A 26,856-nucleotide genomic window follows, 5' to 3' on the forward strand; every position below is an offset into this window, starting at 1 on the left:
ACTACCGCGGAGAACTCTCCGAATACCCGACGAACCCTTCCGTGACATATACCCCCGAGGGGTATAACTTGGAAGCCATGGACGAGCACCATCACACGGAGCACAACCAAGCGGAGCATCACCACACCGAACCCCGTGGCGCCCTCGCCACCGACGATGCGGCGGAATACACCTGTCCGATGCACCCGGAGGTCCGGCAGCAGGGGCCGGGCTCATGCCCGGTCTGCGGCATGGCCCTCGAACCCGTGGTGGTGACGGCCGAGACCGGCCCGAGCCCCGAGCTCGCCGACATGACGAAACGGTTCTGGGTCGCGCTTGCGCTGTCCCTGCCGGTGTTCGTCCTCGAGATGGGCGCACATCTGTTCCCCGCGCTCCACGATGTCGTGCCACCCAAGGTGTCGACGTGGATCCAGTTCGTCCTTGCCACCCCGGTCGTGCTGTGGGCAGGATGGCCCTTCTTCGTCCGCGGCTGGAATTCGATCCGGGCGCGTTCGCTCAACATGTTCACGCTCATCGCGATGGGCACCGGCGTGGCCTGGCTGTACAGCGTCGTCGCGACACTCGCGCCCGGTATCTTCCCCGGCGAGTTCCGTCAGATGGACGGCTCCGTCGCGGTGTACTTCGAGGCCGCCGCGGTGATCACGACGCTGGTCCTGCTCGGCCAGGTTCTCGAACTGCGTGCGCGTGAGCAGACGTCCGGCGCAATCAAGTCGTTGCTCGATCTCACGCCGAAGACCGGCCGACGGATCGACGACGACGGCTCCGAACACGACATCCCCCTCGAACACGTCCACATCGGAGATCGCCTGCGGGTGCGGCCCGGTGAGAAGGTCCCGGTCGACGGTGTCGTCGTCGACGGGCGCTCGTCCGTCGACGAAGCACTGGTGACGGGCGAATCCATGCCGATCACCAAGCAGACCGGCGACAACGTCATCGGTGGCACGGTCAACGGCACCGGCAGCCTCGTCCTCCGCGCCGAGCAGGTCGGCAGCGACACGGTGCTTTCGCGGATCGTCGCGATGGTCGCCGAGGCGCAGCGCACGCGCGCACCGATCCAGCGGCTCGCCGACGTCGTCGCAGCGTGGTTCGTTCCCGCCGTGATCGCGATCGCGGTGGTCGCGTTCATCGTGTGGGCGCTCGTCGGCCCGTCGCCGTCGCTCACCTACGCGCTGGTGGTTGCCGTGTCGGTGCTGATCATCGCGTGCCCCTGCGCTCTCGGGCTCGCCACTCCGATGTCGATCATGGTCGGTGTCGGACGCGGCGCCGGGCTCGGCGTGCTCATCAAGAACGCCGAAGCGCTCGAACGCATGGAGAAGGTCGACACCCTGGTCGTCGACAAGACCGGCACCCTCACCGAAGGCAGGCCCACGGTCACCGAGATCGTCGCCGCCGACGGCCACACCGACGATGACGTCCTGCGGTTGGCCGCGGGCGTCGAACGCGGCTCCGAGCATCCCCTCGCGATCGCGATCGTCGACGCCGCCGAACACGCAGGCATCACCATCCCCGAGGTCGCCGACTTCGATTCGCCCGTCGGTCGCGGTGTGGTCGGCGTGGTCGAGGGTCGGCGCGTGACCATCGGCAATGCGTCGTACCTGCTGGACGAGGGTGTCGACACGGAGTCGTTGCGCGAGCGCGCCGACGAGCTGCGACGTGACGGCGCCACCGCGATCTACGTCGGTGTCGACGGCACGGTTGCCGGGGTGCTGGCCATTGCCGACCCGATCAAGGACACCACCGCGACAGCGCTCGAGGAACTGCGCGCCGACGGCATCACCGTCGTCATGCTCACCGGTGACAACCGCACCACTGCCGAAGCAGTGGGTCGCATGCTCGGCATCGACCGCGTCGAAGCCGAAGTCCTGCCCGACGGGAAGAGCGACGTGGTGCAGCGACTCCGCGACGAAGGCCGGGTGGTCGCGATGGCCGGCGACGGCGTCAACGACGCACCCGCCCTCGCCGCGGCCGACGTCGGCATCGCGATGGGTACCGGCACCGACGTCGCGATCGAGAGCGCCGGAATCACCCTGCTCCACGGCGATCTCACCGGCATCGCGCGGGCACGCGCATTGTCGGAGGCGACGATGAGCAACATCCGCCAGAACCTCGTGTTCGCGTTCGCATACAACGCGGCCGGCATTCCGCTCGCGGCCGGGGTTCTCTACCCGGCGTTCGGGATCCTGCTCTCGCCCATTGTCGCGGCCGCTGCGATGGCCCTGTCGTCGGTCAGCGTCATCGGGAACGCGCTGCGCCTGCGTGCAAAGAAATTCTGACGACTACCCCTGGATGGCGGCACGCAGTTCGTCCGCTAGATCCGTTGTAGCCGCGACGATTCCGCTCCATCGCTTGGTTAGATCCGTACCGAACTCGATGGGGCGGTCGTACGCGTCGATCACCGCACCGCCGGAGGCCTCGACCTGAACGACCGCCGCGGCGATGTCCATCAGGCGGTGGGTGTCGCTGCCCGCGTCGACGAAGGCGTCGGTCGACCCGGTCGCGACGAACACCGACTCGAGGGTGCTGCAGCTGAGAATGCGAATGCGGGTGGCAGTCTCCGCGACACGCCACCAGGCATCGCGGTTGCGTTCGTGCGGACGGAGCATCGAGACCGCGGCCGACGCCAACGACGTGCATCCGCTCGTCCGGAACGCCGATTCGCTGCGCGACGCCCACCAGGTCTCGCCGGTGTGCAGCCAGCTCGTCGTCGCCTCGGTGAATTCACCGTCGATCACCGCAGCTGCGCTGAAGCACGCCAACGGAATTCCCGCCGCAGCATTGGCGGAACCGTCGACGGGATCGACGACGAGGGTGATGGCCGAGCCGACGTCGATCCACCCCCGTTCCTCCGACAGCACGTTCGCGCCCGCTGCCGTCGCCGCGGAGATGATGGCGTCTTCGACGAGGACGTCGATGAACATCGTCGGTGTTCCGTCGGCGCCGTCCATCGCAATGGACTTCAGTTTCTCCCTCGAATACTTCGCGACGGCGTCGCGGTAGGCGGTGAGGGCGGCGTCGGACGCGGCGGTGAGCATGCGGCCGGCGGCGGTGCGGTCGGAGTCGGTGAGAGTCATGCGTTTTCTCCAGTTGTCGGAAATAGCGGGGAATCAGGACACGACCTTGCGGACCCAGATGGCGAGGCCCTCCACGATCAGGACCACCGCGAAGATCATCAGCACGATCATGGTGACCACGTCGAACTGCATGACGCGGGCCGCGTTCATCAGGTAGAAGCCCAGCCCCCCTGCACCGACGACACCGAGAAGTGTTGCGGCACGGATGTTGGTGTCGAGCTGATAGAAGAGGTGCGCGATGATCGCAGGCCCCGACTGCCGGACAGTCGCGGCGATGAGCACCTGCATCCGTGTCGCGCCACCGGCGACCACCGCCTGCTGCACACGGATGTCGGTCTCTTCGACCGAGTCGGCGATCAGCTTGCTGAGCAACCCGATTGCGCCGACGGACAAGGCGATCGCGCCCGCGGTGGCACCGAGGCCGGTGACGACGATGACGATGATCGCGAGGATCAGATCCGGGATGCCGCGAACGATCACGATGAACATGCGGAACCCCTTCGCAATACCCGGGGTGGGGACGACGTTGCGAGCCGCCAGCAGGCCCACGGGGATCGCGAAGATCAGGCCGATCAAGGTGGCGGCCAGCGCGATCTGCAAGGTGACGATCAGTTGCTTCCACAGCTCGTCTCCGATGCCACCCGTCCCGGGCGGGAAGAACAGCCCGAGAGTGTTCCACATCGATCCGAAACCTTCGGCCATGCGGGAGAAATCGATCTCGGCCGCCCACAGCGACACCAGCAGTGCCAGCACGAACAGCGCGGCGTACACGGTGCGAGCGATGCGTTCGCCAGTCCACGGCGGACTGATCCGGTATCGACCGTCGACGGTACGCAGTGCAGTCGGTGCCTGCACGCTGCCCGGCTTCCGATCGACCCAGCCTCCCTGCGCCTTCGACACCCGATCCCGAAGACGCGTGTACAGGCCACGGCGCGCAGGCGCCTTGTCGCCGAGCACCATTCGGCGGAGAGCACCGGAAATCAGTTCGACGATGACGCACAAGGCCACGATGAACAGTGCGAGTGCCATGCCGCGCTGATAGTTCATGGTGCGCAGTGCGGCCGACAGTTCGAGGCCGATACCGCTCACGCCGACATAGCCGAGGATGACCGAGGCGCGCAGGTTGATGTCGAACCGGTGCAGGGCCGTGGCGACGATCGCCGGCATCACCTGCGGCAGCACACCACCGGTGATCTGCTGCCACCACGTCGCGCCGGCGGCCCGCAGCGCGTCGCGCGGGCCGGGGTCGGTGTCTTCGATCGCATCGGCGTACAACTTGCCGATCATGCCGATCGAGTGGATACCGAGGGCGAGGATGCCACCGATGGCGCCGAGCCCGAACAGGCGCAGGAACAGGATCGCCAGCACCAGTTCGGGAATGGCGCGGGTGACGACGATGACGGTGCGGGCGGGCATCCGCAGCACGGTGCGGGGTGCCGTATTGCGGGCGGCGCCCAGCGCGACGGGAATGCTCAGCACCACAGCCAACACCGTGGCGAGGAGCACGATGCCCAGGGTCTGCCCGGTCATTGCGGCGAGCTCGCCGATGGGAGGGAAGTCGAGCGGGAAGATCCGCGACAGGAAATCGGCTGCGCTGCCGATACTGTCGATGATCGTCGCGACGTTGATCTTCAGTGACGCGATCGACCAGAGCGCTGCTGCGAACAGCCCGAACAGAATGACCTGCACACTGATTGTCTGCCACGTGGGGCGCGGGAGAGTCCTGGCAGGCGGTGGGGCGGTGATCGTCATCGGTTCGCGGCGGCCTGCGCGGACACGACCGGTTCGACGGCGGAGTAGATGCTCATGGTCTCGTTCCGGTCGATAGTCGACACGGGCTTGTCGAGCACGACCTGCCCGCCACGCAGCCCGACGAGGCGATGCCCCCACGACAGTGCGAGATCGACCTGGTGCAGGCTGCACAGCACGGTCAGGTTGTCTTCGGACGCGATCTGCGAGATCAGCGCCATCACCTGTGCCGACGATTCGGGATCGAGCGATGCGACCGGCTCGTCTGCGAGGAGGATCTTCGGCTTCTGAATGAGTGCGCGCGCCACCGCGACACGCTGCTGCTGACCACCGGAAAGGGTATCGGCGCGCTGAAACGGCCGGTCGGCGAGACCGACACGGTCGAGCTGCTCCATGGCCGCCAGCCGCACGGCCTTCGGATACATCATGAGACCGAACCGCGGCCCGCGCAGCGATCCGAGGGCGCCGGAACACACGTTCTCCAGCACCGACATGTTGCCGACGAGGTGGAACTGCTGAAATACGAAGCCCACCTTGCGTCGCAAGTCCCGCAGTTCACGACCGCGGGCAGTGCCGACATCACGCCCGAGGACCTGCACAGCACCCGAGGTGGGCAGATGCAGGCCGTCGAGCAGACGCAGCAGAGTCGACTTACCCGACCCCGACAGGCCCAGCAGCGCAACCACTTCACCGGGATAGACCGTCAGCGACACGTCGTCGAGCGCCCGGAGATCCGGTGCGAACACCTTGCTGACGTGATCGAGTTCGATGGTGGGCCGGAGGATCTTGTCGATGGATGCGCCGAGGCGCGCATGGTCGGGGTCGGTCATGTCGGACTCCAGGTTTTCGAGGGGATCGGGTCAGCTTGCGCAGGAAGAGGACTGCGTGATCTCGCAGACCTTGCGGACACCGTCGTAGAAGTCGTCGGTGACGGGGATGAATCCGTATTCGGTGCCCTCGGGAAGCTCGCACTCGTCTTCGCCGGCGCAGTAGCCTGCCTCGACGAGCGCGGGGCGGGTGAGCTTGGTGGCGTAGATGTCGGTGAGCTGGTCGATGAGATCCTGCGGCAGCGTGGTCAGCACGGCCGACGGGCTGGCCGCGATCATCTCGGACTCCCAGATCACGTCGAGGTCGCCCTCAGCGAGATCACCCTTCTCGACGAGGGTCTCGGTCACCATCGTGTCGAAGGCGAAGCCTGCGTCGCACTGACCGCTCTTGACTGCGAGCGCGGATGCATCGTGCCCGCCCGCGAAGATCGGGGTGACGTCCGCCTCGGGGTCGACGCCGGCCTCGAGCAGGCCCGCAGACGGGTAGAGATACCCGGAAGTGGAGGTGGGGTCGACGAAACACACCGTCTTGCCCCGGAAGTCCTCGAGCGAACGGATATCGGATCCCGCGGGCACGAGGGCATACGACCGGTAGCCGGGCTCCTCATCGGGGCTGTCGGCGAACACACCCAATGGCTGCACCGGCACGCCGCTGTCCTTCGCCGTGGCGTAGGAGAACGGGCCGTAGTGACCGATATGGACTTTGCCTGCGCGCTGGGCCTCGATGACGGCCGCGTAGTCGGTGGCGTTCTGGAACTCGACCGGGATGCCGGTCTCGTCCTCGATGACCTGCTGGATGAGCGCGAACTCCTGCTGCAGGCTCGTGCTGTCCTCACTCGGGATGGACGCGAGAACCAATGTCTCCGGGGTGCCCTCGCTTCCGGTCGCGCCCGCCGAGCTGTCTTCGTCGGCACTCGAGCCGCACGCGGACAGGGCGAGCGTCGCCGCAGCTGCCATGGCAACCCCTACGAGGGATCGGGAATGAGAGATACGCATGTAGAAAAGCTCCTTGTCGAACCCGCGGAAGCGAGTCGGGACACGAGGGGGGCGACACCGTGGCGGCATCGTCGGAGTCCAGACTGTCGGTACGGTGTATCGAATCCCCCAACCCGAGATGAACTCCCGACCTCGAGCAGAAGACGTTCCCGGCGGCCTGTCCGCCCGATACGAGACCGGCCCCACACCGATTCGGTGCAGGGCCGGAATGTCAGGATGCGCGTAGTACCGAACGGGTCACCGGGTGACCGTGTTCGAACGAGACGAGGACGAGGTCGGCGCGCTGCCCGGTGCTCAGTGCGCCCCGGTCGGCGAGCCCGACCGCCGTTGCGGGACCACTCGTGACGAGCGACACGGCGGCAGGCAATGTCATATACCCGTCGGCGAGCGCGAATGCCGCACCGAGCAGCGACGACGGCAGGTAGTCCGACGCCAGCGCCGTCACCAGACCCAGCTCGGCGAGTTCACCGGCGGACACGTTGCCCGAATGGGAGCGTCCGCGCAGCACGTTCGGTCCGCCCATCACGACGGACATGCCTCGATTGCGTGCTTCCCGCGCCGCCTCCACGGTCGTGGGAAACTCGGCGACATTGCCGCCGCGCGCGGCGAGATCGGCGATCTCCACGGCCGATTCGGGGTCGTGTCCGAAGACACGAGCGAGACCGTTGCGGGACTGCTCGGCCAGCCAGCCCATCGTTTCGTCACGGATCCCGGCGTTTGCGTCACGTTCGGCCACCAGACCGTCCACCACCTTGCGCGCGTCCTCCGCGGAGATGCCGCGGACCCCGGCGATGTGGTTCTCGTAGTACGTGCGGTCGGCGTACTGGCCGATCCCCGGGGTGTGGTCCTCGTGGGAGATCACCGCGGGCGTTTCGGTGGTGACGGCACCTGCCGCGACAAGGCGCTCGAACTCGTCACGCATCGCCGCGAATCCGGCGGCCGACCGCACGTCGAGGCGATGCAGGACGCGGTGGTCGACGAGTTTCGCGTCGGTGTCGCGGGTGGTCCAGTCTTCGATCGACTCGCACATCTGCTGCGCCACATGAACGCTGCGTCCCGTGGTCGCCGTGGCGCGGTCGGAGAACGACGCACCGTGGAACACTGTCGTCACTCCGGCCGCACGCACCTTGCCTTCGAACGACATGAGCGAGAACGCCCACGGCAGCTCGACCCCCGGCCTCGGAAGGCGCTCCTTCTCGAGTCCGTCGGAGTGCACGTCGATCAGGCCCGGCAGACACAGCAGACCACCGCCGTCGACGTCCGGTCGCACTCCGGGAGTGGACGGTCCGACCTCCTCGATCCGTCCGTCGCGCACCACGATCTGCGCGTCGTCGAGGACGCGGTCGGGCAGCACCGCCCGGACGTGCCCGACCACATAGTTCTGCGGTGCCGCCTGCAGCGTCCACGACATGCCGGTCGATACAGCGGTCGGGACGGTTTCTGTTCCGGTCATGCGGCTGCTCCCAATACGTCCGTAGCGGATCCGATTCGGTCGATGTGGCCGTCCGAGAACCGGACGACACGGGTCGCGAGACGGTGCATGGCGTCGAGATCGTGGAACACCGCGAGCACCGCGACACCTGAACCCGACAGCGACGCGATGAGTTCGAGCGCCCGTTCACGGTTGGCCGGGTCGAGGGCCGACACCGGCTCGTCGAGCAGCAGCAGCCGCGGTGGGTGGACGGTGCCGGCAGCGATGTTCACGCGCTGGCGTTCACCACCGGACAGCACACTGCAGTCGACGTCCCACAGCGCCTTGTCGAGCGAGAGTCGCTGCAGCGCTTCGGCAGCGGCGTCGCGGGCGTCGGCGCGGTTCATTCCGCGACGACGAGCCGACGCCGCGACCACCTCGAGGGGCGCGGTGCGCGGCGGCGCCGACAGGAACTGCGAGACGTAGCCGAGTTCGCGTCCGCGCAGCCGGGCCATCTCCCGGTCGGACAGCTCGGTGAGTTCGACGGGTCCACCGTCGGTGTGCAGGACGACCGAGCCGGCGTCGGGCAGGTAACTGCGGTGCACACAGCGCAGGAAGCTCGACTTGCCCGCACCGGACGGTCCCGCGAGGGCCACGTGCTCACCGCGGCCGACCTCGAGGTCGACGCCGTGCAGCGACGTGACGGTGCGGCCGTCGATGGTGTGGAGGGTGAACGATTTGTGCAGGTCGCGGACGGTAAGGACCGGATCTGCGGTGGTGGTGGACTCGGACATGGTCACCTCCGGGCGGCTGCAACGAGCCGCTGAGTGTAGGGGTGGTGGGGATCCTGGAACAGCTGGTCGGTCAGGCCCGTCTCGACCACGCGTCCGACATTCATCACCAGCGTGCGATCGGTGAGCGCCTCGATGACCGCGAAGTCGTGGCTCACGACCACGGCGGCGGTGTCGCGCTCGGCGAGCAGGTTGCGGAGCAGGTCGAGGACACCCGCCGCGACCGACGCGTCCAGGCCTGTGGTGGGTTCGTCGAGCAGCAGCACACGCGGATCGGTCGCGAGTGCCTTCGCGATCTGCACTCGTTGACGCATGCCGCCGGAGAAGGTGTGGACGGGGTCGTCCATGCGGTCGAGGGGCACTTCGACCTTCTCCAGGAGATACGCTGCGCGGTCGCGGATCTCGTAGTAGTTGCGCCAGCCTGCCGCGGTGAGACGCTCGGCGATGTTGCCGCCTGCAGAGACCGTCATCGTGAGTCCGTCGGCGGGGTTCTGGTGCACGAGTCCGAGGGTGTCGATGCGCAGCGCGCGTCGCTCGGTGTCGTCGAGGGTGAACACGTCGGTGGTGCCACCTCCGACGGTGGTGAGGAACATCGAGCCATGTGTGGCCTTGTCGTCGCCGATCAAGCAGCGCAGCACGGTCGATTTGCCCGAGCCGGATTCGCCGATCAGGCCGAGGGCCTCGCCGGGGGCGACGTCGAAGCTCACGTCCCACGCGGCGACGACGGCGCCGGTGACCGGGCTGATCGCGGTACCCGTGTCGGGGCCGGTGCCGGGCACGGCGTCGGCGCCACCGGGGCCGTGCACCTTTCCGACATCCCGCACAGCGAGGGTCCAGCCGTCGGGGTGCGCGGGCACGGGGCGGTCGGTGAGTTCGGCCGGGTCGCGGCGGGTCACCGCATTCGCGGCGCGGACACGGCGCTGCGGGTCGGGCAGGAACTGCACGGGGGAATACGCATCGTGGAGTGCCTCGTCGATGTCGGCGTCGACGACGCGAGTGCACCACTCGACGTCGCTGCACATCATGCGTCCGGGCGATGCCTCGACGAGGAACGTGTCGGACGAGCCGCAGCGCACGCAGATCTGTTCGTCGCTGCCCTCGACCTCGAACGGGACATCGTCGAACGTGAGCGGCTGCACCGGGGTGTAGGGCGGTACCGCGAAGATGCGCTTCTCACGTCCGGCACCGAGCAGGGTCAGGTGCGGTGAATTGTTCAGGCGCGGAACGTCCCATCGCGGGATCGGCGACGTGATCATCACGTACCGGCCGTCGACGAGCACCGGGTAGCCGGTGGTCTTGGTGATGACGCCGTTGCGGACGAGGTCCTCGTAGAGGCTGACCCACATCATCGAGTAGTCGGCCTCGGCATGCATACGGGCGCATTCGGTGACCGACTTCTGCACGGCTCGAAGAGGTTCCGAGTTGGGAACCTGCAGGACGAGGATCTGCCCCTCGGTCATCGGCTCCTCGGGGATCCGGTGCCGCGACTGGATGATCGTCGACTCGCGGGTGTCCTTGGTGGAGGCACACTTCTCGCTCGACTCGATCAGGCGTCGCAGGTTCGTGGCGTTGACGCCATCGTCGTCACCCTGGTCGATGACCTTGACGACATCGGTGCCGCCGACGAGGCCGAGCGTGACCTGCAGGCCGCCGGAGCCCCAGCCGCGGGCGACGGGCATCTCGCGGGATCCGAACGGGGTCAGGTATCCGGGAACGCACACGGCAGTCAGTGTTGCGCGGCGGATCTCGCGTTTGGATCCTTCGTCGAGGATGCCACGTTCACGGGTGGCGGCGTCGATCGCGTCGAGGGTATGGGTGACGCGCGAGCCGGTGTCGCGGGTGGTGAGCAGGTCGGTCATCAGCAGGTCCTTCCGAGAGGTTCGGTGTTGCGGTCCGCGGCATCGTCGGCGCCGGCCTGCACGGCGACCTTCCGGTCGATCATCGAGCGGAAGGTGACGTAGTGCGGAAGCTTGAGGTGTTCGAGGAAACCACAGGAATCGAGTCCGTCGGTGGTGAGCAGCAGGGTCTGCTCGAGACCGCCGGTGTCGCCGAAACGGCGGCACGCGATGTCGAGGTTGGCCATCGCGATGGCTTTGCGTTCGTTGTGACCGAAGCACAATCCGTAGCCGACGTCGAAGCGTCCGCGGTCCTCGTCGGGTCCGTTGAGATCTTCGATCGCCTCACACTCGGTGACTCGAATGTCGCCGACAGAAAAGGCATTTCCGGTGTGGGGGTGCCGGACGCGCACCGGGACACGGCCGTGTCGCACCTCGCCGAGCGTGACCTCGTGCAGGTTGCCTTCGGTGCCGCGGATCGAGCGATACCACGTGCCGATCAACGAGCCGGTCTCGGCGCGGGCCATCGACGCAAGTACCGCCGAGCGCGGCGCTGGAGGCGCGGCCGGGTGGCGGGAGATGTCGAACGGTTCGGGGTCGGAGCCGTCGATCGGTCGACTGTCTGCGAGCAGGTCCATTTCGCGCAGCATGTCCGAGAAGCGCTTGGGGTGGCGTTCGGCTTCGGTGCGGTCGGGAGTCGGCGCCTCGTCGATGATCGTCGGCGGCACGGGCTCTTCGTCACGGACGAGCATGCGGCCGGTGTAGTCGCTGGTGCGGCCCAGCAATTGAGGACCGTCGGGGGTGCGCCACGCAGGCACGATGCGGCGTAGGACGGTCATCTCGTCGGGGTCTACGGGCTCGCTGACGGCCAGTCGCGGCAGGGTCGACTGGTGGGCGCGGACGAGGTGCGTGGCCTCGATGACGTCGCCTTCCGCCTGGCGGAGTGCATCGGCGGAGGTCTCGGGGTCGTAGAGCGACCCTTCCCCCATCACGCGGTCGACGGCCAGGCGCATGCGGCCGGTGATCTGTTCGGTGGTCAAGCGCGGCGAGTTGTCGGCTTCACGCGCGGTGCGGACGAGGCTTTCGGCGGCGAGGATCGCGTCGAGTCCGCCGCGGGCTCCGGAATATCCCATGTCAGTTCTCCTGTGCGGTACTCATGCGCGTGGTGCGCGACAGTCCGACCACGGTGCCGTCGTCGGCGACGAGCAGGATGTCGATGCCCCCGGGAAACTCTGCGGTGGCTTCATCGCGGGCATTACGCAGTACGTGGTCGAATCCTTGCGGTGCAATGGTTTCGGTCCCGTCGACGCCCGGCCCGGTAAGTTCGGCGGGTGTTCCGCCGTCGAGTGACGGGACCGAACAGATCACGGTCGCGGCGGACTCCGGCGTCAGTGCGGTTCCGCGTGCGGCAGAAAGTATTTCGTCGGCGGTGACGGGACGAAGGGCGATGACGTACTTCGCCTCGCCGAGCGCCGCGACGGGGGCACCCGTCGCTACGGTGAGCACCTCGTTCCAGTCGGAGTCGTCTTCGAGCACGGCGACGCAGGTCTCGAGGTCTGCGAGGGCGAGGGCGGGCAGCAGTGCAGGAGGGAAGTCCGTCGAGGGCAGGGTCTGCCGCAGGCCGGGGCGGCTGAACGCATGCAGCATCGCGCGGTAGACCTGCTGTGCAACAACGGGGTCGAGTCCGACTCCCATGACCTTGTCGGTGGCGGCGATCGTCACGTCAGCTCCTCGAATTGAACGATGGTGGGGGCGATCTGTGCCCATTCCTCGGCGTCGGCACGACCGAGCTCGGCTTCCATGCGGGCACACAGCTCGAGCACATGGCCGGCGTTGGGACGGCCCGCGGCGACCTCGGCGTCGCACACCGCGGCGGCGAGCACCGCGGCGCGGTCGTCGCCCATCCGCATGGCCCAGCCGCGGGTACCGTCGAGACGGACTTCCGCGTGGCAGGCCAGGACGTTGCCGAGGAAGAAGCGGACGTGGCCGATGGGTTCGCGAACCTGGGTCGCGATGCACCCGATCTCCGGGGTGGTCAGGACGGTCAGATTCGCACCGTCGGACAGGCATACGTCGGCTGCGCCCACCAAATCCTGTTCGGGCGCCACGGCGAGCAGCTCGGCGAGCCGCTCCCGGCTGTAGGTGTGGGGAGTCATCAATTTCCTTCGCAGTTCGAAACGGGAGGTTGGTCGCCGATCTCCATGACCACGCGGATCATGTCGGCGCGCGTCCAGGAGGTGCTGTAAGTGACGACGACGCCGGTTTCGGCGTCACGGTTGATGCTTTCGATGACCCAGACGGGGGCGACGTAGGTCATCTCGAGGGCGTTGGTGACCTCTTCGGGAGGCAGTTCCATCGAGGTACGGCACCACGACCGCACGACGTCGAATCTGCCCATCTGGCGCAGGAGTTCGTCGAGCGACTCCTCGACACGCATGGCGGAGCCGAGTTCGGTGACGGCCTCACACCGCACCCATTCCTCACCCAGCGCAGCCACGTGGTCGTCGACGTAGCGCAGTCTTCGCATGTAGTGGGCGGGAGTTCCGGGCTCGAGTCCGAGATAGCGCGCACTGCCTTCGGGAATCGGCCGGACCTCGGACAGCAACACGGACGAACGAGGAACGGCGCCCGCCGCTTCGACGGTCCGATGCCACGACGGCCGCTTCTCCTTGGAGACGATGTAGTCGATGCGACGGTTGACATAGGTACCGGAGCCGCGGAGCCTGCGGACGAGTCCGCGACGCTCGAGTTCCTGCACCGCGGAGCGGGCGGCTGCCCGTCCCACGCCGAACCGTGCCATCAGCTCGTGTTCGCTCGCGAGTTTGGTGCCCGGGTCCAGCTGGGCGATCTCGTCGGCCAGCTCGCCGGCGATCTTGTGGTAACCGTTGCGCTCCGTCACGCCGTAGACAATGGTCCACCGAGTTGTACGGGCAACTTCACCGAAGGTAACCGGAAGGGAAACGCAGCTGAACGACTGGGTCAGTTGTTCGGGGCGATGATGCAGGCGCGAATAGTTCTGGTGCTACATATCATTTCGGCATCGGGAGTGGACGGGGTCGGCCACGCTCCCATACAGTGGCGGCCGTCGCCTTGACGCGACGCTTCTTCCTGGAAGTCCTCCCCGACACAGGAGATGCAGTTCAGGGCCCCGCCGGCTCCTCCCCTCGATTCGCCGGCGGGGCTCCCCTGCCAGCCGTCCGGCCTCCCCGAAGACCCGCACGATGGCCCGGCCCAGAACCTCCCCGACTCCGACCGGGCCTCGCGCAACGGCTGCCGTTCGACCATAAAACAATCTGCTCACTCGCGTGCACTGAATTGCGTCACCGCTCGTCGAATGCCCGGAGGCGACACTTCGGACCCATCGGCGGGGTATAGACGACGGCGTCGCACACGCGGCAGGCGTGCGTGCGGTGCCTGTCGCCGCAGTCGCACACCCGCGAACCCACGAGCACCTGATTCGCGCCGAGCCGGTGCCCGTTCGGACAATGCGAGGGCGCGGGCTCGGCCCATCCCGACGCGACTCGGTACAGTTTCACTACTCGATCATACGTTCGAACTCCGGAACGCTACTTACGATCGGAGTGCCCGAGGTCGCGCGCGGGGTCGACGATGTCGCGCACGCGCCGCTTCAAGGTGACGATGTCGGGAAAACCGCCGTCCACCTTGCGATCCCACACCGTGACATCGCCCACCGCGACGCGGAAGATCCCACCGGTTCCGGGTACGAGAGCCACCTCGGCGAGGTCGGTGCCGAAAGTGTTGAGCAGTTCCTGCGCCATCCACCCCGCTCGCAGTAGCCACTGACATTGAGTGCAGTAGGCGAAGGTGACGCGGGGTTCCGTGGCTGTCATGGGGACGAGATTATCGCGAATGAAGGAAGCCCCGCCGATCGTGGTGGAGATCGGCGGGGCTTCGACGCAGGCCGGAGATGGGGGGTACCGGCCCGCGCGGTCGTCCTCGCAGGGGGGACAGGAGGACGACGCATTTCGAGTCTATCCACAGCTTTTTGTTACTCGCGAGTATTGGCGAAAAACTGTCCGATTGGTCAGGTCCTGCGACAAGATCATCCTCTTCCTGAGCAAACCGACGACAAGTCTGGTTTCGTGACACATGTGATTCGGCACCGGAGAAGCGGGTTTACTCTTCGCTCAGCACTCGCAACGGTAGGAGCTGTCACAGTCCTGTGCGCTACGACCCCTGTTGCGTTCGCTCAGGATCCAGCGCCTCCTACGCCCGACGACACCCAGCCCCTCGGCTTCGACACCGAGATGCTCGGCTTCGGCGAGGTCATCGACTTCCGCGGGCACTCGGACTCCGTCACTCTCACGGTGCCCGTCCCCGACGGACTGGCGCCGGAAGCGCTCGACACCACCGTGGAGCTGCCGTCGAACGTTGCGCGGGGGTCGATCGATGTCGAGTCCGACGGCCGTCTCCTGTCGCGGCTGGATCTCCCACCTGACAGCGCTACCGTCCCCCTCTCCATCCCCCTGACCGGAGCCACCGTCGAGAACCAGGCGGCGGCCGTCACACTCCGGCTGAACCTCTTTGCAGGGGACAACATCTGCCCCGAGGACTGGACCACTCGGTCGATCGCGATGAGAGACGGAGTGGTCCGCTACACAGGTACCGCCACCAATCCCACTGTCGTCGCCGATTTCCTGCCGCCCATCCTCGAGCGCCTCGACGTGTACCTGCCCGCTGAGCCGAGTCCGCTCGAATCCGACACCGCGGTCGGTCTCGCCGCGGCCATCACCACGTACCACACGGGGCGACCGCTGGCCGTCGACGTCCGAGAAACCCCTCCGAACGGCATCCCACCGGCTGCGGAAAGCCCGTTCGTGCGGCAGATCGTCGTGACCGAGACCGACGGCGCCGACAGCGGTGCCGAAGTTGCGCAGATACCCGGTGGGCCACCGGCGCTCTACCTGAAGGGCAACACCGACAGTCTCGCGACCCAAGCCAGGATCGCGACCTCGACATGGTCTGGGCTGGCGGTCTCGTCGGAGGTCTACGCCAACCCGAGGATCATCCCGCCCCAGCAGAGTCCCGATATCACCACGCTGAACGACCTCGGTATCGGCGACCAGAGCGCGACGGCGGTGGGCGTCGTCCAGGTCGAGATGTATCTCGATCAGGCACGCTTCGGACGACCGGTCGGCGACCTCCACCTCGACCTGAAGGGCTCGTACACACCGCTGCCCGACACCGAGGGCGGGCTCCTCACCATCGAGACAGGCGACACCGTCCTCGACTCATGGGCTGCGGAGCCCAGCGGGATCATCGACCGTGCCATCACCATCCCAGCGGAGGCAATGCAACGCTCGACCGAACTGACAGTGACGCTGCGTGCCACCGGCGGTGAACGATACTGCGGTACCACGCAACCGGCGACGGTGATGATCGACGGTGATTCCCATATCTCCAGTACGACCGCCGATCCGCCGGTGCCGGACGGGTTCGCGTCGCTTCCCCAGACCCTCATGCCGCGGTTCGACATCGCCGCCACGGGCACTGGCATCGCCGATACCGCGCGCGCCGTCGATATCGTCTCCGGGCTGCAGTCGCTCACGCCGATACTGCTCGACACCGAATGGGTGACGGTGGACGACGCGCTCGCATCGCCGTCCCCCGCGCTGATCGTCTCCGCAGACGGATCCCTTCCCGACGACCTACCGCTGCGGCTCACCGAAACCGAGGATCGACGGTTCGAGGTGGTCGGGGCCGGGGGCGTCTCCACGAGCCTGACCTTCGGAACCAACGTCACCTACGCGTCACTGCAGGTGATCCGAGACCACGGCCGCACCCTTCTCGTTGCCACATCCACCGACGCACCCGCGGAACTCGATCGAACCTTGAGCTGGCTGGCAGCCGAGCCCGACAGGTGGCCGGAGTTGGCCGGGCATGTTCTGTTCACCGCGGAAGGGCGTGATCCCGTCGCGCTCGTCGATCCACGCGGCGATGTCCTCGTTCCGACCGAAGAAGGTGTGTCCACCACCGTCCGCTGGATTCTGATCGGCACCGGTGCACTCGTCGCCGCCGGAATCGTCGCGGCCGTGGTGCTCGTGGCGCTACGCCGCACTCGTCCGAGGCCGCGGTGACAATCTCGACGACCGCGCGAGCGACGGCTGCGCAGAAGGCGCCACATCCGTTCGCACACACCTGGGTGCGGTGGGCTGTGATCGTCGCGGCCACGCTCGTCGCGTTCCACTCCACGTGGAGTGAACTGTTCGACGAAGTGCGCACCGGCACGACAGGTGGCTACGTGCTGATCATTCCCCCACTGGCCGCGCTCGTGGCCGTCGGAATCACCCACCGGCGCAGACACGAGTTGCCGATCCACGACCGGCAGACCGATGCGATCGTCGCCGTCATACTGCTGGCAGTGTCGGTCGCGCTGAAGGCTCTTCTGATGCCCCGGTACGCGGCCACCTACCAGCTCATGCACATAGACGTACTGGCCGCGTGGGTATTCGTGTGCGGCGCGTGCGTGGCGATGTTCGGGCTGCGTGCCACCTCGAGGTACTGGTTTGCGTGGCTGATGTTGCTCCTCACGTCGCCGATCATGTACCGCGCGATCCTGGTTCAGATGGGTGGCACGAAGGTGGCCGCCGGTGTGCTGACTCTGTTTCTCGCGTGTGCGGCTGTCGGTATCGCGACGCGCACCTCACACTCCAGGGGGATGGCCGTCGGCGCCATCACCTTCGTCCTCGGGCTCGGTGTTCTGGCAGTGGTCACGGTGCAGTGGCCCGACGCGGCGATCGGTGTGTACCAGTACATTCCCACGGTGGCAGCATTCCTTGTCGGCGGCGGTGCGTATCTGGCCCGATTTCGCGGACTTGCCCCTCGGAGGCTTCCGCCCAGCCCGGTGACTCCCTCCCAGGCCGGCCGTACCGCCCTCTACATCGTGCCGGTCGCGGTGGTGCTGGCCTTCATCGCGCCCCCCGACCAGCGGCTCACTCCCGTCGCGGCCGGGCCACCTCCCGCCGGCACGGTCACACAGGTGGTCCCCGCGGGCTGGCAACAGATCAGCTCTGTCGACTACGACTGGCCGCGCAGCTATTTCCGGGACCCCTCGGCACTCCGACGCCAGATGATTCGTGCAGACGAGGCCCGCGCCGACTGGGATCAACTCCTGCGGCCACGCACGATAGCCGTACAGACTCTGCAGATCCGCAGAGTCGGCGCGTTCGAGGTCTACCCCACGGAATCGATGTACAACCTTCGCGGAGCTCGGGTCAGCCCGAAGAGCTATATCGATCTCGGACACGACGTCACCGCCGAGTACTTCACGGTGGTGGACGACGATCTGCTGCTCACGTGGAGTCTGCTCAACTTCATCTGGACTCGCGGCGACGACGCCCAACGCGTCACCCTGCTGACCGTCGACAACCACGAGTTCGACGCCGTATTCCCTCAACCCGAACCGAACTCGGTCGCCAACATCAGAGTCCTCCTTCAGATACTTCTCCGCGGCAATGCATCGGTGTCCGACACCGATCCCGAATACAAGGACCGGGAGATGCTCACCGAAGTCGGGCGCGCAGTCGTGGAGGCACAGTGGCAAGAAAGTTGAGCACCAGACCCGACATACCACCGGAAGGCACGACGGCGTACGACGAATACACACGCGCGGCACTGCACGACGCGGTATTCGGGTTACGTGAGCGCAGTGCTGTGTCGTCTGCGTCGGTTGCGTTCACACCCATCCAGAAGTGGACCGCCCTGTCGTTGCTGGCCATCCTCGTGGTGGCCCTCGTCGTCGTTACACAGCCGGCACTGATCGCGTTGACCGCGATGTGCACGCTCGGTTACATCGCGACGCTCGCCGACCGACTGTTGTTGTTCTCGCGTGGTCTGAACCGCGACGCCATCGTGCGCGTCAGCGACGAGGAGGCACTCGCTCCGGCCGACGACCAGCTTCCCTCCTACACCGTGCTGGTGCCCGCGTACAACGAACCCGAAGTCGTCGGAGATCTCGTGGCCGCGATGCACGCGATCGACTACCCGGCCGCAAAGCTTCAGGTGCTCTTGCTGCTCGAAGAAGACGACGCTGTCACGATCGACGCGGCCGAAGCCGCCGGACTCGGGGTGAGCGTCGAGATCCTGAAGGTTCCCGCCGCAGATCCGCGTACCAAACCCAAGGCGTGCAACTACGGACTGCACTTCAGCACCGGGGAGATCGTCACGATCTTCGATGCCGAAGATCGCCCGGACCCACTGCAGCTGCGGCGCGTGATCGTCGCGTTCGACCGCGTGGGCGACGACGTCGCGTGCGTACAGGCAAAACTGGCCTTCCACAACGGTTCCCAGAACATGCTCACCGGATGGTTCACGGCCGACTACGCGCTGTGGTTCAACTTCATCCTGCCGGGCCTCATGGCGTCGAATTCGCCGATCCCGCTGGGCGGGACATCCAATCACATCCGGCGCAGCGTGTTCGACGACATCGGAGCGTGGGATCCGTACAACGTCACCGAGGACGCCGACCTGGGTGTGCGCATCGCAGAGTCCGGCTACCGCACCGCCGTTCTCGATTCGACGACCCTCGAAGAGGCCAACAGCGATCCCATCAATTGGGTTCGGCAACGCTCCCGCTGGTACAAGGGCTACCTCCAGACCTGGCTCGTGCACATGCGTCGACCACAGCAGCTTCGGCGGGCGATCGGTACCGTCGGAATGTGGCGCTTCACCACACTGCTCGCCGGCACACCGATCATCGCGTGTTTGAACATGGCGTTCTGGCTGATTACCATCATGTGGCTCCTCGGACAGCCGCACGTCATCGAAGAGATCTTCCCCGCGTACGTGTATTTTCCGGCCCTGATATCGCTGGTGTTCGGCAATTCTGCTGTGCTCTACATGAATCTGGTGGCGTGCCGGGAAACGTCGAACTCGGCACTGTGGTGGCCGTGCCTCACCGTGCCGATCTACTGGTTGCTCATGTCGATCGCCGCACTCAAAGGCACATATCAGCTCATCCGCAATCCCTCCTACTGGGAGAAGACCTTCCACGGACTAGACTCATGACGCACCGTTCATCTCGGGTGTTCTGGGCGACGTGCGCACTCTACGTAGCCGTCGGCCTGTGGCTGGCTCTCGACGTCCAGTATTTTCAGGGTGATTCACTCAGCCGAGTATCAGCCGCCCGGACGGTGCTGTTCTCCCGCGACCCACACCTCGCCGCCATCGGATTCGTGTTCACGCCCCTGACGGCCATTGCGCAGTTACCCGTGGTCGCGCTGTCGGGCTGGTTTCCCGATCTCACACGCTTCGCGATCACCGCCGTCGTGATGTCCGCACCGTTCATGGCGGGCGCCGCCGTTCAGATCCACAAGATCGCCTGCGATCGCGGGTGCGCACCGTGGCTCGTCTGGACGGTGACAGCGCTGTTCGCACTGAACCCCATGATCGTCTACTACGGCGCGAACGGCATGAGCGAGGCGCCGTTCCTGATGCTGTTGTGCTGGGCGACCCGACGTCTGATCCGCTGGTGCAGTACCGACGACATCCACGACCTCGGGATCGCCGGGGTCGCGCTCGGCATCGCCTATCTGGCGCGGTACGACGCGCTCGCGGCAGGCGGCGCTGCCACCATGTTCGTCGTCATCCTCGCGCGATGGCGGACCCGCGGGTCGACGCCACGCACCTGGCACCCCGCCATTCTCGACGGCATCCTGTTCGCGTCGCCGATCGCGTTGTCGTTCGGCGCCTTCGCTGCGATCAGCTGGCTGATCACGGGCGACGCGTTCGCACAGTTCTCGTCGTCGTACGGCAACGCGGCGATCATCGAGCAGAGCGGCGGCGGCTCTGCCGGTGGTCTGCCCGCGCTCGCGTTCTCCGTCGCGGAAATCGTGGTGCTGGGCCCGGCACTTCCGCTGTTGATTCCCGTCATCATCGTGGTGGCATGGCGCCGCCGCGACCTCGAACCACTCGTCCCGTTCCTTGTGTTCGGTGCGGTGCTCGGCTTCGCGATGCTGTCGTACATGCGGGGCGCGACGTTCCCCTTCCTACGTTTCTACCTGTGCGCGGTGCCCGTGCTCACAGTGTGGGTGATCCAGTTGGCGCCACGTCGCGGACAGTTCGTGTCGCGGAGACCGGGCACATACGAGGTTCCGCGTCCCACCGATCACGGTGGTCTCGCTCCACTCGGCGCACTGTTGCTCGCGTGCGGCCTGCCGATCACTTTCATCGCGATGCTCGATCCTGAACTGTCGCAGGAGCAGCACGCACTGCGCACCGTCCTGTTCCCCGATCCCGACGACCCGTCCGACCTGAGGGAACAGCAGGAGCGGATCATCGCGTCGTTCTCGACCGAACGGCGTCTCGCGCAGTACCTCGACGAACAGAATCTGCCACCTGGCTCGGTACTCATGGATACCGTCTACGGATTCGCCGTGCTCACCGCGACCGACCGGCCGGACACCTACGTCGTCCCGTCCGACACCGACTTCACCGAGATACTGAACGCACCCAACCGGTACGGAGTGCAGTACATCCTCACGGTGCCCAACGAGGGGCGAGGAACGTCCGACGCCGTCAACCGGCGCTACCCGACGATCTTCGAGAACGGAAGCGAGATCTCCACTCTCGAACTCGAGGTGCCCAACGACGGGGACAACCAGCCGACGTGGCGTCTGTGGCGGATCGACAACTGACTGTGGCTCACCCGACGGTGATGTGTCGCGCGAGGACCGAATGCAGCGGATCTCCCGGGCCGATATCGTAACTGCAGTCGGTGTGACGAGGGTCGGGTACGGACGCCCACATGAGCGCCCCCGCAGCTCCGAGTTCGCGGTAGTGAGTGAGCCTTTCGTCGACGATCTCGGCGCGCTCGTTCAGCGCGAGACAGCTTCCTGCCTCGATTCCGAGCTCACCGACGAGGAGTGGCTTCTCGGTTTCGGCCAGGCGTAGCGCGAGGAACCGGCCGTCGTCGTAGTCGTGGTACTGGGCGACGTCGACGGATGGAGAACCTACCACGATCACGAATCCGTCTCCTGCAGTGCCACATTGATCACCCCCGATCGTTCCCAACGTGATCGGGTGCTCTCGGTCGCGATCGCGCACGATGCGCCCCGCCTCGTCGGTCCATTTCCTCAGAACGATGGCCGCGTCCGGCGGGCACTGCCGACGCTCGAGGGAGCAGTCACCACCTGGGCACGTCGCCGCCTCCGGTTCCCCGAGCAGCTCCCACATCGCGAGTGCCGGTGAATCACGCCAGCGTTCGACCGACTTCGCCACCCACTCCTCGTAACTCAGCGAGTGCCCGTCCTGGACCTGTCGCCAGCCGTCCACATACCAGCCGCGCTCCTTGTAGCCGCCCGCGTCGCAGTCGCTGTCCTGCGGTGCGAGGACCGGAACGACCAGCTGTTCATGGCGCGCAGCCGCATCGAACACTGCGTCGATCCCTGTGAAGTCGACCGTCCCCGTGTCGCGATGGATAGCGTGCGATTGGAACGCGTCGAAACGGGTCAGCGAATTGGGCGGGAGCGAGCCGAAGAAGGCGTCCAGGTCGACCTGCGCGCCACATCCCACGTTGAGCGACCAGTCGGTGGCCAGCTGATAGGCGTTCATGCCCGTCGGCCACCACTCTCGACCATCGAGCAGGAGTCGGTCGCCGACGACCGAGACCTGGCCCGGCTGTTCCGGAGGTGACGGTCGCGGGGAGGTGTCCTGCGCGCATGACGTCATGATCAGCAGGCACGCGACGAGGGCGGCGAGGCGCATTCACCGACGGTAACCGACGGGAACGGCGTCGCTGCCCGATTCAGCTGGGACGCGCGTCAGGATGTTCGTGCACGAAGTTCAGGTACGCCTTCGACGGCGTCGGTCCGCGCTGCCCCTGGTACTTCGATCCGACCTTCGCGCTGCCGTACGGATGCTCGGCCGGGCTCGTCAGCCGGAACAGGCACAGCTGACCGATCTTCATCCCCGGCCACAACGTGATCGGCAGGTTCGCGACGTTCGACAGCTCCAGGGTGATGTGCCCATCGAAGCCCGGGTCGATGAAGCCGGCCGTCGAGTGCGTGAGCAGACCGAGACGTCCGAGCGACGACTTACCCTCGAGCCTGCCCGCCAGGTCGGACGGCAGCGAGCAGCGTTCCATCGTCGAACCGAGGACGAACTCCCCCGGATGCAGCACGAACGACTCGTTCCGAGGCACCTCCACCAGCGAGGTCAGCTCGTCCTGCTGTTTCGCGGGATCGATGTGTGTGTAGCGGGTGTTGTTGAAGACACGGAACAAACTGTCCAGACGCACATCGACGCTCGACGGCTGCACCAGCTCCGGGTCGTAAGGGTCGATCCCCAGATGTCCGGAGGTGATCTGGGCGCGGATGTCGCGATCGGAGAGCAGCACGGATAGAGGTTAACAACCTCGCTCGTGCGGCCTCAGCTCCTGTTCAGATGGGCGGCCATCGCGACGAGCAGTTCGGTGCATTCCTCGACGACCTCCTCCTGGCTCAACGGTACGGTTTCGTCGAGCCACGAGGTCAGCGCCTGCGCGAGACCGCCGACGACGTAGTGGGCGGCGAGATCAAGGCGCGGGCTGGGTTTGACCTCGTAGAAGTCCTCTGCCTGCACCATCACCAGACCCGCGAACATGCGGGTCGAGTCGAGTCGACGCTTCGCGAGCTGAGGGTTGGCCTGACTCACGGAGAACAGCATGCGGCCGAGTCGGGGATCCTCGGCGATCTCGTGCACGATGTTCTCGACGCATGCTCGGACGACCGCACGATCTTCGCGTGGCGCCTCGGCGATCGCCGCGAGTGTGCTCTCGGCGATGCGCTGGACCACGTAGTCGTACACCGCGCCGGTGAGTTCGTCGCGGTCGGCGAAGCTCTCGTAGAAGTAGCGCGACGCGAGGCCGGCGCGTTTGCAGACGCCGCGGACAGACAGAGTCGGGTCGCCGTCGGTGGCGCCGAGCAGGTCCAGACCGGCGTCGATCAGCTTGGCCCTTCGATCGGCCAATCGTTCGTCGCCCGCGCGTCCACCGTAGATCCGTCCTGTCGCCATGCTGCCCATCATCTCAGCAACAGTCCTTTACGCCCGACTTTCATCTGAGTACAGTCGTAATCAATTAGCGCCAGGGAGGGCACCCGAGATGACCACGATCGAAAAACCCGCAGGTCTCGACGACGCGATGGACGGCATCGGTCTCGCCGCGGGCGCCGCGAACATCATCATGCAATTGTCGTGGCCGGGTGTCGGCTACGGAGTCCACGAAAGCCGCGTCGAGTCGGGCCGCCTCTTCGATCACCCGTACAAACGCAGCCGCACCACGCTCGGCTACCTCGCCGTCGCCGCGAAAGGCACCGACGACGAGAAGCGACTCTTCCGCAACGGCGTGAACAAGGCGCACGCACAGGTGCGCTCGACAGGGGCAAGCCCCGTCAAATACAACGCGTTCGATCCCGAACTCCAACTCTGGGTCGCCGCGTGCATCTACCGCGGCTTCGAGGACGTTCACCGCGCGCTGTACGGGCCGATCCCCGAACACGCCGTCGACTACTTCTACCAGCGCGGCGCGACCTTCGGCACCACACTTCAGGTCAAGCCCGACATGTGGCCTGCCGACCGCGAACTGTTCGAGGAGTACTGGAACGAGAGCCTCGACAAGGTTCGGATCGACGACGTCATCCGCGAACATCTGCTCTCCATCGCACGGATGGAGTTCCTACCCAAGCCCGTGTCGCTGATGGCGGGCCCGATCAACATGTTCTTCACCGCAGGTTTCCTACCGCAGCGGTTCCGCGACGAGATGCTGCTGTCGTGGACGCCTCGCGACCAACGTCGATTCGATCGCGTCATGCGCGCCATCGGCAAGGTCAACAAGCGACTTCCGCTCGCGGTCCGCGAAGCGCCGTACCGACTGCTCCTGGCCGACATGCGGTGGCGGATCAAGACCGGACGCACACTGGTGTAGGGGTCTGCGATAGTCATCGGAGAGTCTGCTAAAGTTTGCTCCGAGCGTAGGCCGGAGCCGGTGAGAATCGGCAAAAGCCCAGCGTGCCGATGTAGTTCAATGGTAGAACATCAGCTTCCCAAGCTGAATACGCGGGTTCGATTCCCGTCATCGGCTCCACACAAAAGGCCCTGGTCACCGATTGAATTCGGACGGACTAGGGCCTTTACTGTCGGCACAGGCCAGCCCTGCAGGTACGAGTCAGGTACAACTCCGGCCGGATGCATCCCGTTACGACTACTCCGGACATTCAGGTCATGGTTCACTTCACTCGTCGGGGACATGGCGAGAGAAGGGGGCAGAGATGGCACTGGTCTATCGCGCGATCTGGCAGGACGATCGCGACGTTTGCGAGGCTGCTCAAGCAGAGTTTTCCAGATGGATCGAAGCCGAGAAGAGTAACGGCGAACTGGACGTGTCGATCCCGAAACGCGCCGCGGCGGACATCACACGCAACGGTAGAAAGGTACATCTTGACGTTTCCACCGAACATGCGACGGGCGACGATGACGTCGCATCAGCGTTTCGTGCAAATCTGACCGAGACTGACGGCGACGGCGTTCGGTGGCAGACCACACTCCGATCGTGGGTGATCAGAACCGAGGGTGGCCGCGCCGAGGGTTGGCTTTGGATCGATCTCACAGTCGTCGGTGATGTCGATGTCCAGCGACTATCACCTGCTGCGCCTCGGCTTGCCCGTCGGCTGATCGACTCTGGCACCAATGTCCGGCTCGGTGACATGCCGTTGTCGACAATGCCGACGCGTCATCGCGGCTCGGAAGCAGGCACAGCGCTCGCCGAGACCGTGAGTGACTTCAGCAGATCTGTACCCATTGTGGTGTTCGTGGAAGATCCAGGCCGATTTGCGGCCTTTGCACCGGGTACATACTCCTTTGATGACATTGTGAATCTGACCGCACGACAGGTGGCAGGGATTGCCACGATCGTTGTCGTCGACCAAGCAGCAGCCAACGCGTTCAGCCAGGCGTTGGGAGACGACCACGGTGTCCGCGACGGGGCATTTCGCATCTACCTGAAAGATCTGGACCCCGCACAGAGGAACGACTCGTGGCGGCACCGTTTCGTTACCGCAAGCAGGTACATGGGAAACAAGGGGACCGCAGCCAAGATCATCGCGAGCAAGCTTGGCCCATTATCTGCGGTTCGTCGGCCACCAACGAGTTTCAACGAAGCGAAGGCACTACTTGACGAACAGCGCAGCAATGGCGCAGATGATGACCGTGAACTCCTCCAAGTCGCGGAAGACGAGATCGAGAACCTTCGAGACCAGCTGACCCAGAAGGACGATGACTACCTGGGACTAGCTATCGACTTCGAAGCCACACAGACGGAGAAGTCCGAACTTGCCGATCTAGCTGACTCATACAAGCGTCGGCTCGATCATGCGTTGACACAGTTGAGCGAACTGGACCAGCACGAATCCTATTGGGAATCGGAAGCCGCACGCTTGCAAATGCCGAGCACGGCATCGAGCTCCAGCGAAGCCGTGCGCCAGGCCCGGGAGTTCCTTCACGATCGATTGGTCATTCCCAACGAGGCACTTCGCGACATCGAAGACCTTGATGCCACCGTGACGGGACAGACTTGGGGCCAACGCACCTGGGAAGCTTTCCGTGCCCTCCACGCCTACGCTTGTGAGCTTGCGTCAGACGAACCTCCCACCAACTTTTGGTATTGGTGCAAGGATTCGAAACACCCGCTAGCCTGGCGCGCAGCGACCAATGCACTCGCGATGCGCGAATCGGACACGGTCCGCAATCGCCCCAGGTATCGCAACGCGCGAGTCCTCTCCGTGTCGACTGATGTGGATCCCACAGGAGAGGTCTACATGGAGGCCCATATCAAGATCGCCGAAGGTGGCGGCAATCTCTCGCCTCGGATCTACTTCTACGAGCACAATCCAACTGCCACCATCCACGTCGGCTTCTTCGGTCCGCACAAACACATGCCGAACACGCGATCGTAGCGCGATCACGGGGACCTCCGATCGAGACCCAACGACTTCAAGAATGCTGGAACGCGAATTCCCGCGCGCACACTATGTCGGAGCCTAGCCTCGTGCTTTCACGCCGAATCGGCAGGGGGCCTGTGTCGCTCACAAAGAAAGGTGCTCTGAACTGCAAGAATATGACTTGCTGAGGGTCATGTTCGCGCGAGTTCGAGGAGCACCTTTCCGGTGACGAAGTCTACTGGTT

The 26,856-nt window shown here is 65.6% G+C and carries 23 protein-coding genes and 1 tRNA gene; 8 read left to right on the forward strand and 16 right to left on the reverse strand.

The features are described 5' to 3' along the window. Window positions 1-179: 179 nt before the first annotated feature. Window positions 180-2,273, forward strand: coding sequence for a copper-transporting P-type ATPase (locus tag ACFWCF_RS02220; RefSeq protein WP_378556691.1), 2,094 nt, complete (start codon window positions 180-182; stop codon window positions 2,271-2,273). A 3-nt stretch (window positions 2,274-2,276) separates the two neighbouring features. On the opposite strand, the gene ACFWCF_RS02225 is transcribed toward ACFWCF_RS02220, so the two are convergent. From ACFWCF_RS02225 to ACFWCF_RS02285, 13 genes are all read right to left on the reverse strand, one after another. Then, entirely contained in the window at window positions 2,277-3,071 is a 795-nt protein-coding gene (locus ACFWCF_RS02225; protein WP_378556610.1) for an inositol monophosphatase family protein, read from the reverse strand. Between the two features lie 33 nt (window positions 3,072-3,104). Next, a complete protein-coding gene (phnE, locus tag ACFWCF_RS02230; RefSeq protein WP_378556613.1) occupies window positions 3,105-4,823 on the reverse strand; it encodes a phosphonate ABC transporter, permease protein PhnE in 1,719 nt (572 codons plus the stop codon). After that, window positions 4,820-5,650, reverse strand: a complete 831-nt coding sequence (gene phnC / locus ACFWCF_RS02235; protein ID WP_378556616.1) for a phosphonate ABC transporter ATP-binding protein — start codon at window positions 5,648-5,650, stop codon at window positions 4,820-4,822. Before phnC ends, phnE begins: the two co-directional genes overlap by 4 nt. A 30-nt stretch (window positions 5,651-5,680) precedes the next feature. After that, window positions 5,681-6,643: a phosphate/phosphite/phosphonate ABC transporter substrate-binding protein gene (locus tag ACFWCF_RS02240; protein WP_378556619.1), complete on the reverse strand. Its 963-nt coding sequence runs from the start codon at window positions 6,641-6,643 to the stop codon at window positions 5,681-5,683. 211 nt (window positions 6,644-6,854) lie between these two features. Continuing rightward, window positions 6,855-8,096 carry an alpha-D-ribose 1-methylphosphonate 5-triphosphate diphosphatase gene (locus ACFWCF_RS02245; protein WP_378556622.1) on the reverse strand — a complete coding sequence of 414 codons (1,242 nt, stop codon included), beginning with the start codon at window positions 8,094-8,096 and terminating at the stop codon, window positions 6,855-6,857. Next, a complete protein-coding gene (locus ACFWCF_RS02250) occupies window positions 8,093-8,848 on the reverse strand; it encodes an ATP-binding cassette domain-containing protein (RefSeq protein ID WP_378491073.1) in 756 nt (251 codons plus the stop codon). The genes ACFWCF_RS02245 and ACFWCF_RS02250 overlap by 4 nt, the downstream gene beginning before the upstream one ends. Window positions 8,849-8,850: 2 nt before the next feature. Then, window positions 8,851-10,704 (reverse strand): alpha-D-ribose 1-methylphosphonate 5-phosphate C-P-lyase PhnJ, encoded by a 1,854-nt coding sequence (locus ACFWCF_RS02255; RefSeq protein ID WP_378491074.1) that lies wholly within the window; start codon window positions 10,702-10,704, stop codon window positions 8,851-8,853. Next, window positions 10,704-11,813: a carbon-phosphorus lyase complex subunit PhnI gene (locus ACFWCF_RS02260; RefSeq protein WP_378491075.1), complete on the reverse strand. Its 1,110-nt coding sequence runs from the start codon at window positions 11,811-11,813 to the stop codon at window positions 10,704-10,706. Before ACFWCF_RS02260 ends, ACFWCF_RS02255 begins: the two co-directional genes overlap by 1 nt. Window position 11,814: 1 nt before the next feature. Then, a complete protein-coding gene (phnH, locus tag ACFWCF_RS02265) occupies window positions 11,815-12,402 on the reverse strand; it encodes a phosphonate C-P lyase system protein PhnH (protein ID WP_378491076.1) in 588 nt (195 codons plus the stop codon). Then, window positions 12,399-12,836 carry a phosphonate C-P lyase system protein PhnG gene (locus ACFWCF_RS02270; RefSeq protein WP_378491077.1) on the reverse strand — a complete coding sequence of 146 codons (438 nt, stop codon included), beginning with the start codon at window positions 12,834-12,836 and terminating at the stop codon, window positions 12,399-12,401. The genes phnH and ACFWCF_RS02270 overlap by 4 nt, the downstream gene beginning before the upstream one ends. Next, complete coding sequence (locus ACFWCF_RS02275; RefSeq protein ID WP_378491078.1) at window positions 12,836-13,579, reverse strand: GntR family transcriptional regulator; 744 nt, start codon at window positions 13,577-13,579, stop codon at window positions 12,836-12,838. The genes ACFWCF_RS02270 and ACFWCF_RS02275 overlap by 1 nt, the downstream gene beginning before the upstream one ends. Before the next feature lie 421 nt (window positions 13,580-14,000). Continuing rightward, window positions 14,001-14,216, reverse strand: coding sequence for a hypothetical protein (locus ACFWCF_RS02280; RefSeq protein WP_378491079.1), 216 nt, complete (start codon window positions 14,214-14,216; stop codon window positions 14,001-14,003). A gap of 30 nt (window positions 14,217-14,246) precedes the next feature. Next, on the reverse strand, window positions 14,247-14,531 hold the full coding sequence (locus tag ACFWCF_RS02285; protein WP_378491080.1) for a SelT/SelW/SelH family protein: 285 nt from the start codon (window positions 14,529-14,531) through the stop codon (window positions 14,247-14,249). Between the two features lie 417 nt (window positions 14,532-14,948). Here ACFWCF_RS02285 and ACFWCF_RS02290 point away from each other — a divergent pair, with 417 nt between their 5' ends. The 4 genes from ACFWCF_RS02290 to ACFWCF_RS02305 are packed head-to-tail and all read left to right on the forward strand — an operon-like array spanning window position 14,949 to window position 21,335. After that, on the forward strand, window positions 14,949-16,778 hold the full coding sequence (locus ACFWCF_RS02290; RefSeq protein ID WP_378491081.1) for a hypothetical protein: 1,830 nt from the start codon (window positions 14,949-14,951) through the stop codon (window positions 16,776-16,778). After that, entirely contained in the window at window positions 16,775-18,253 is a 1,479-nt protein-coding gene (locus tag ACFWCF_RS02295; RefSeq protein WP_378491082.1) for an archaeosortase/exosortase family protein, read from the forward strand. Before ACFWCF_RS02290 ends, ACFWCF_RS02295 begins: the two co-directional genes overlap by 4 nt. After that, entirely contained in the window at window positions 18,238-19,707 is a 1,470-nt protein-coding gene (locus ACFWCF_RS02300; protein ID WP_378491083.1) for a glycosyltransferase, read from the forward strand. The genes ACFWCF_RS02295 and ACFWCF_RS02300 overlap by 16 nt, the downstream gene beginning before the upstream one ends. After that, a complete protein-coding gene (locus ACFWCF_RS02305) occupies window positions 19,704-21,335 on the forward strand; it encodes an ArnT family glycosyltransferase (protein WP_378491084.1) in 1,632 nt (543 codons plus the stop codon). Before ACFWCF_RS02300 ends, ACFWCF_RS02305 begins: the two co-directional genes overlap by 4 nt. A gap of 7 nt (window positions 21,336-21,342) precedes the next feature. Here ACFWCF_RS02305 and ACFWCF_RS02310 read toward each other — a convergent pair whose 3' ends face one another. Genes ACFWCF_RS02310 through ACFWCF_RS02320 form a run of 3 tightly spaced genes read right to left on the reverse strand, consistent with a single transcriptional unit; the run spans window position 21,343 to window position 23,691 of the window. After that, the gene (locus ACFWCF_RS02310) at window positions 21,343-22,404 is read right to left on the reverse strand and encodes a beta-mannosidase (RefSeq protein WP_378491085.1); all 1,062 of its coding nucleotides are present in this window, start codon (window positions 22,402-22,404) and stop codon (window positions 21,343-21,345) included. A 40-nt stretch (window positions 22,405-22,444) separates the two neighbouring features. Further along, window positions 22,445-23,035 carry a dCTP deaminase gene (dcd, locus tag ACFWCF_RS02315; protein ID WP_378491086.1) on the reverse strand — a complete coding sequence of 197 codons (591 nt, stop codon included), beginning with the start codon at window positions 23,033-23,035 and terminating at the stop codon, window positions 22,445-22,447. A gap of 32 nt (window positions 23,036-23,067) precedes the next feature. After that, window positions 23,068-23,691, reverse strand: a complete 624-nt coding sequence (locus ACFWCF_RS02320) for a TetR/AcrR family transcriptional regulator (protein WP_378491087.1) — start codon at window positions 23,689-23,691, stop codon at window positions 23,068-23,070. A gap of 88 nt (window positions 23,692-23,779) precedes the next feature. On the opposite strand from ACFWCF_RS02320, the gene ACFWCF_RS02325 reads away from it, so the two are divergent. The 3 genes from ACFWCF_RS02325 (at window position 23,780) to ACFWCF_RS02335 (ending at window position 26,627) form a co-directional block, all read left to right on the forward strand. Continuing rightward, window positions 23,780-24,601: an oxygenase MpaB family protein gene (locus ACFWCF_RS02325; RefSeq protein WP_378491088.1), complete on the forward strand. Its 822-nt coding sequence runs from the start codon at window positions 23,780-23,782 to the stop codon at window positions 24,599-24,601. Window positions 24,602-24,686: 85 nt separating this feature from the next. Then, window positions 24,687-24,760 (forward strand) — tRNA-Gly (locus ACFWCF_RS02330). 184 nt (window positions 24,761-24,944) lie between these two features. After that, window positions 24,945-26,627 carry a hypothetical protein gene (locus ACFWCF_RS02335; RefSeq protein WP_378491089.1) on the forward strand — a complete coding sequence of 561 codons (1,683 nt, stop codon included), beginning with the start codon at window positions 24,945-24,947 and terminating at the stop codon, window positions 26,625-26,627. Window positions 26,628-26,856 lie beyond the last annotated feature (229 nt).

This window comes from Rhodococcus sp. NPDC060090, assembly GCF_042729855.1.
Taxonomy (GTDB): Bacteria; Actinomycetota; Actinomycetes; order Mycobacteriales; family Mycobacteriaceae; genus Rhodococcus.

Excerpts from the sequence above, each read along its gene's own strand:
- ACFWCF_RS02220 (WP_378556691.1), top strand. The coding sequence starts at position 180 with ATGCACCCGGAGGTCCGGCAGCAGGGGCCGGGCTCATGCCCGGTCTGC.
- ACFWCF_RS02225 (WP_378556610.1), bottom strand. The coding sequence starts at position 3,071 with ATGACTCTCACCGACTCCGACCGCACCGCCGCCGGCCGCATGCTCACC.
- phnE (WP_378556613.1), bottom strand. The coding sequence starts at position 4,823 with ATGACGATCACCGCCCCACCGCCTGCCAGGACTCTCCCGCGCCCCACG.
- phnC (WP_378556616.1), bottom strand. The coding sequence starts at position 5,650 with ATGACCGACCCCGACCATGCGCGCCTCGGCGCATCCATCGACAAGATC.
- ACFWCF_RS02240 (WP_378556619.1), bottom strand. The coding sequence starts at position 6,643 with ATGCGTATCTCTCATTCCCGATCCCTCGTAGGGGTTGCCATGGCAGCT.
- ACFWCF_RS02245 (WP_378556622.1), bottom strand. The coding sequence starts at position 8,096 with ATGACCGGAACAGAAACCGTCCCGACCGCTGTATCGACCGGCATGTCG.
- ACFWCF_RS02250 (WP_378491073.1), bottom strand. The coding sequence starts at position 8,848 with ATGTCCGAGTCCACCACCACCGCAGATCCGGTCCTTACCGTCCGCGAC.
- ACFWCF_RS02255 (WP_378491074.1), bottom strand. The coding sequence starts at position 10,704 with ATGACCGACCTGCTCACCACCCGCGACACCGGCTCGCGCGTCACCCAT.
- ACFWCF_RS02260 (WP_378491075.1), bottom strand. The coding sequence starts at position 11,813 with ATGGGATATTCCGGAGCCCGCGGCGGACTCGACGCGATCCTCGCCGCC.
- ACFWCF_RS02270 (WP_378491077.1), bottom strand. The coding sequence starts at position 12,836 with ATGACTCCCCACACCTACAGCCGGGAGCGGCTCGCCGAGCTGCTCGCC.
- ACFWCF_RS02285 (WP_378491080.1), bottom strand. The coding sequence starts at position 14,531 with ATGACAGCCACGGAACCCCGCGTCACCTTCGCCTACTGCACTCAATGT.
- ACFWCF_RS02290 (WP_378491081.1), top strand. The coding sequence starts at position 14,949 with ATGCTCGGCTTCGGCGAGGTCATCGACTTCCGCGGGCACTCGGACTCC.
- ACFWCF_RS02305 (WP_378491084.1), top strand. The coding sequence starts at position 19,704 with ATGACGCACCGTTCATCTCGGGTGTTCTGGGCGACGTGCGCACTCTAC.
- ACFWCF_RS02310 (WP_378491085.1), bottom strand. The coding sequence starts at position 22,404 with ATGCGCCTCGCCGCCCTCGTCGCGTGCCTGCTGATCATGACGTCATGC.
- ACFWCF_RS02320 (WP_378491087.1), bottom strand. The coding sequence starts at position 23,691 with ATGGCGACAGGACGGATCTACGGTGGACGCGCGGGCGACGAACGATTG.
- ACFWCF_RS02325 (WP_378491088.1), top strand. The coding sequence starts at position 23,780 with ATGACCACGATCGAAAAACCCGCAGGTCTCGACGACGCGATGGACGGC.
- ACFWCF_RS02335 (WP_378491089.1), top strand. The coding sequence starts at position 24,945 with ATGGCACTGGTCTATCGCGCGATCTGGCAGGACGATCGCGACGTTTGC.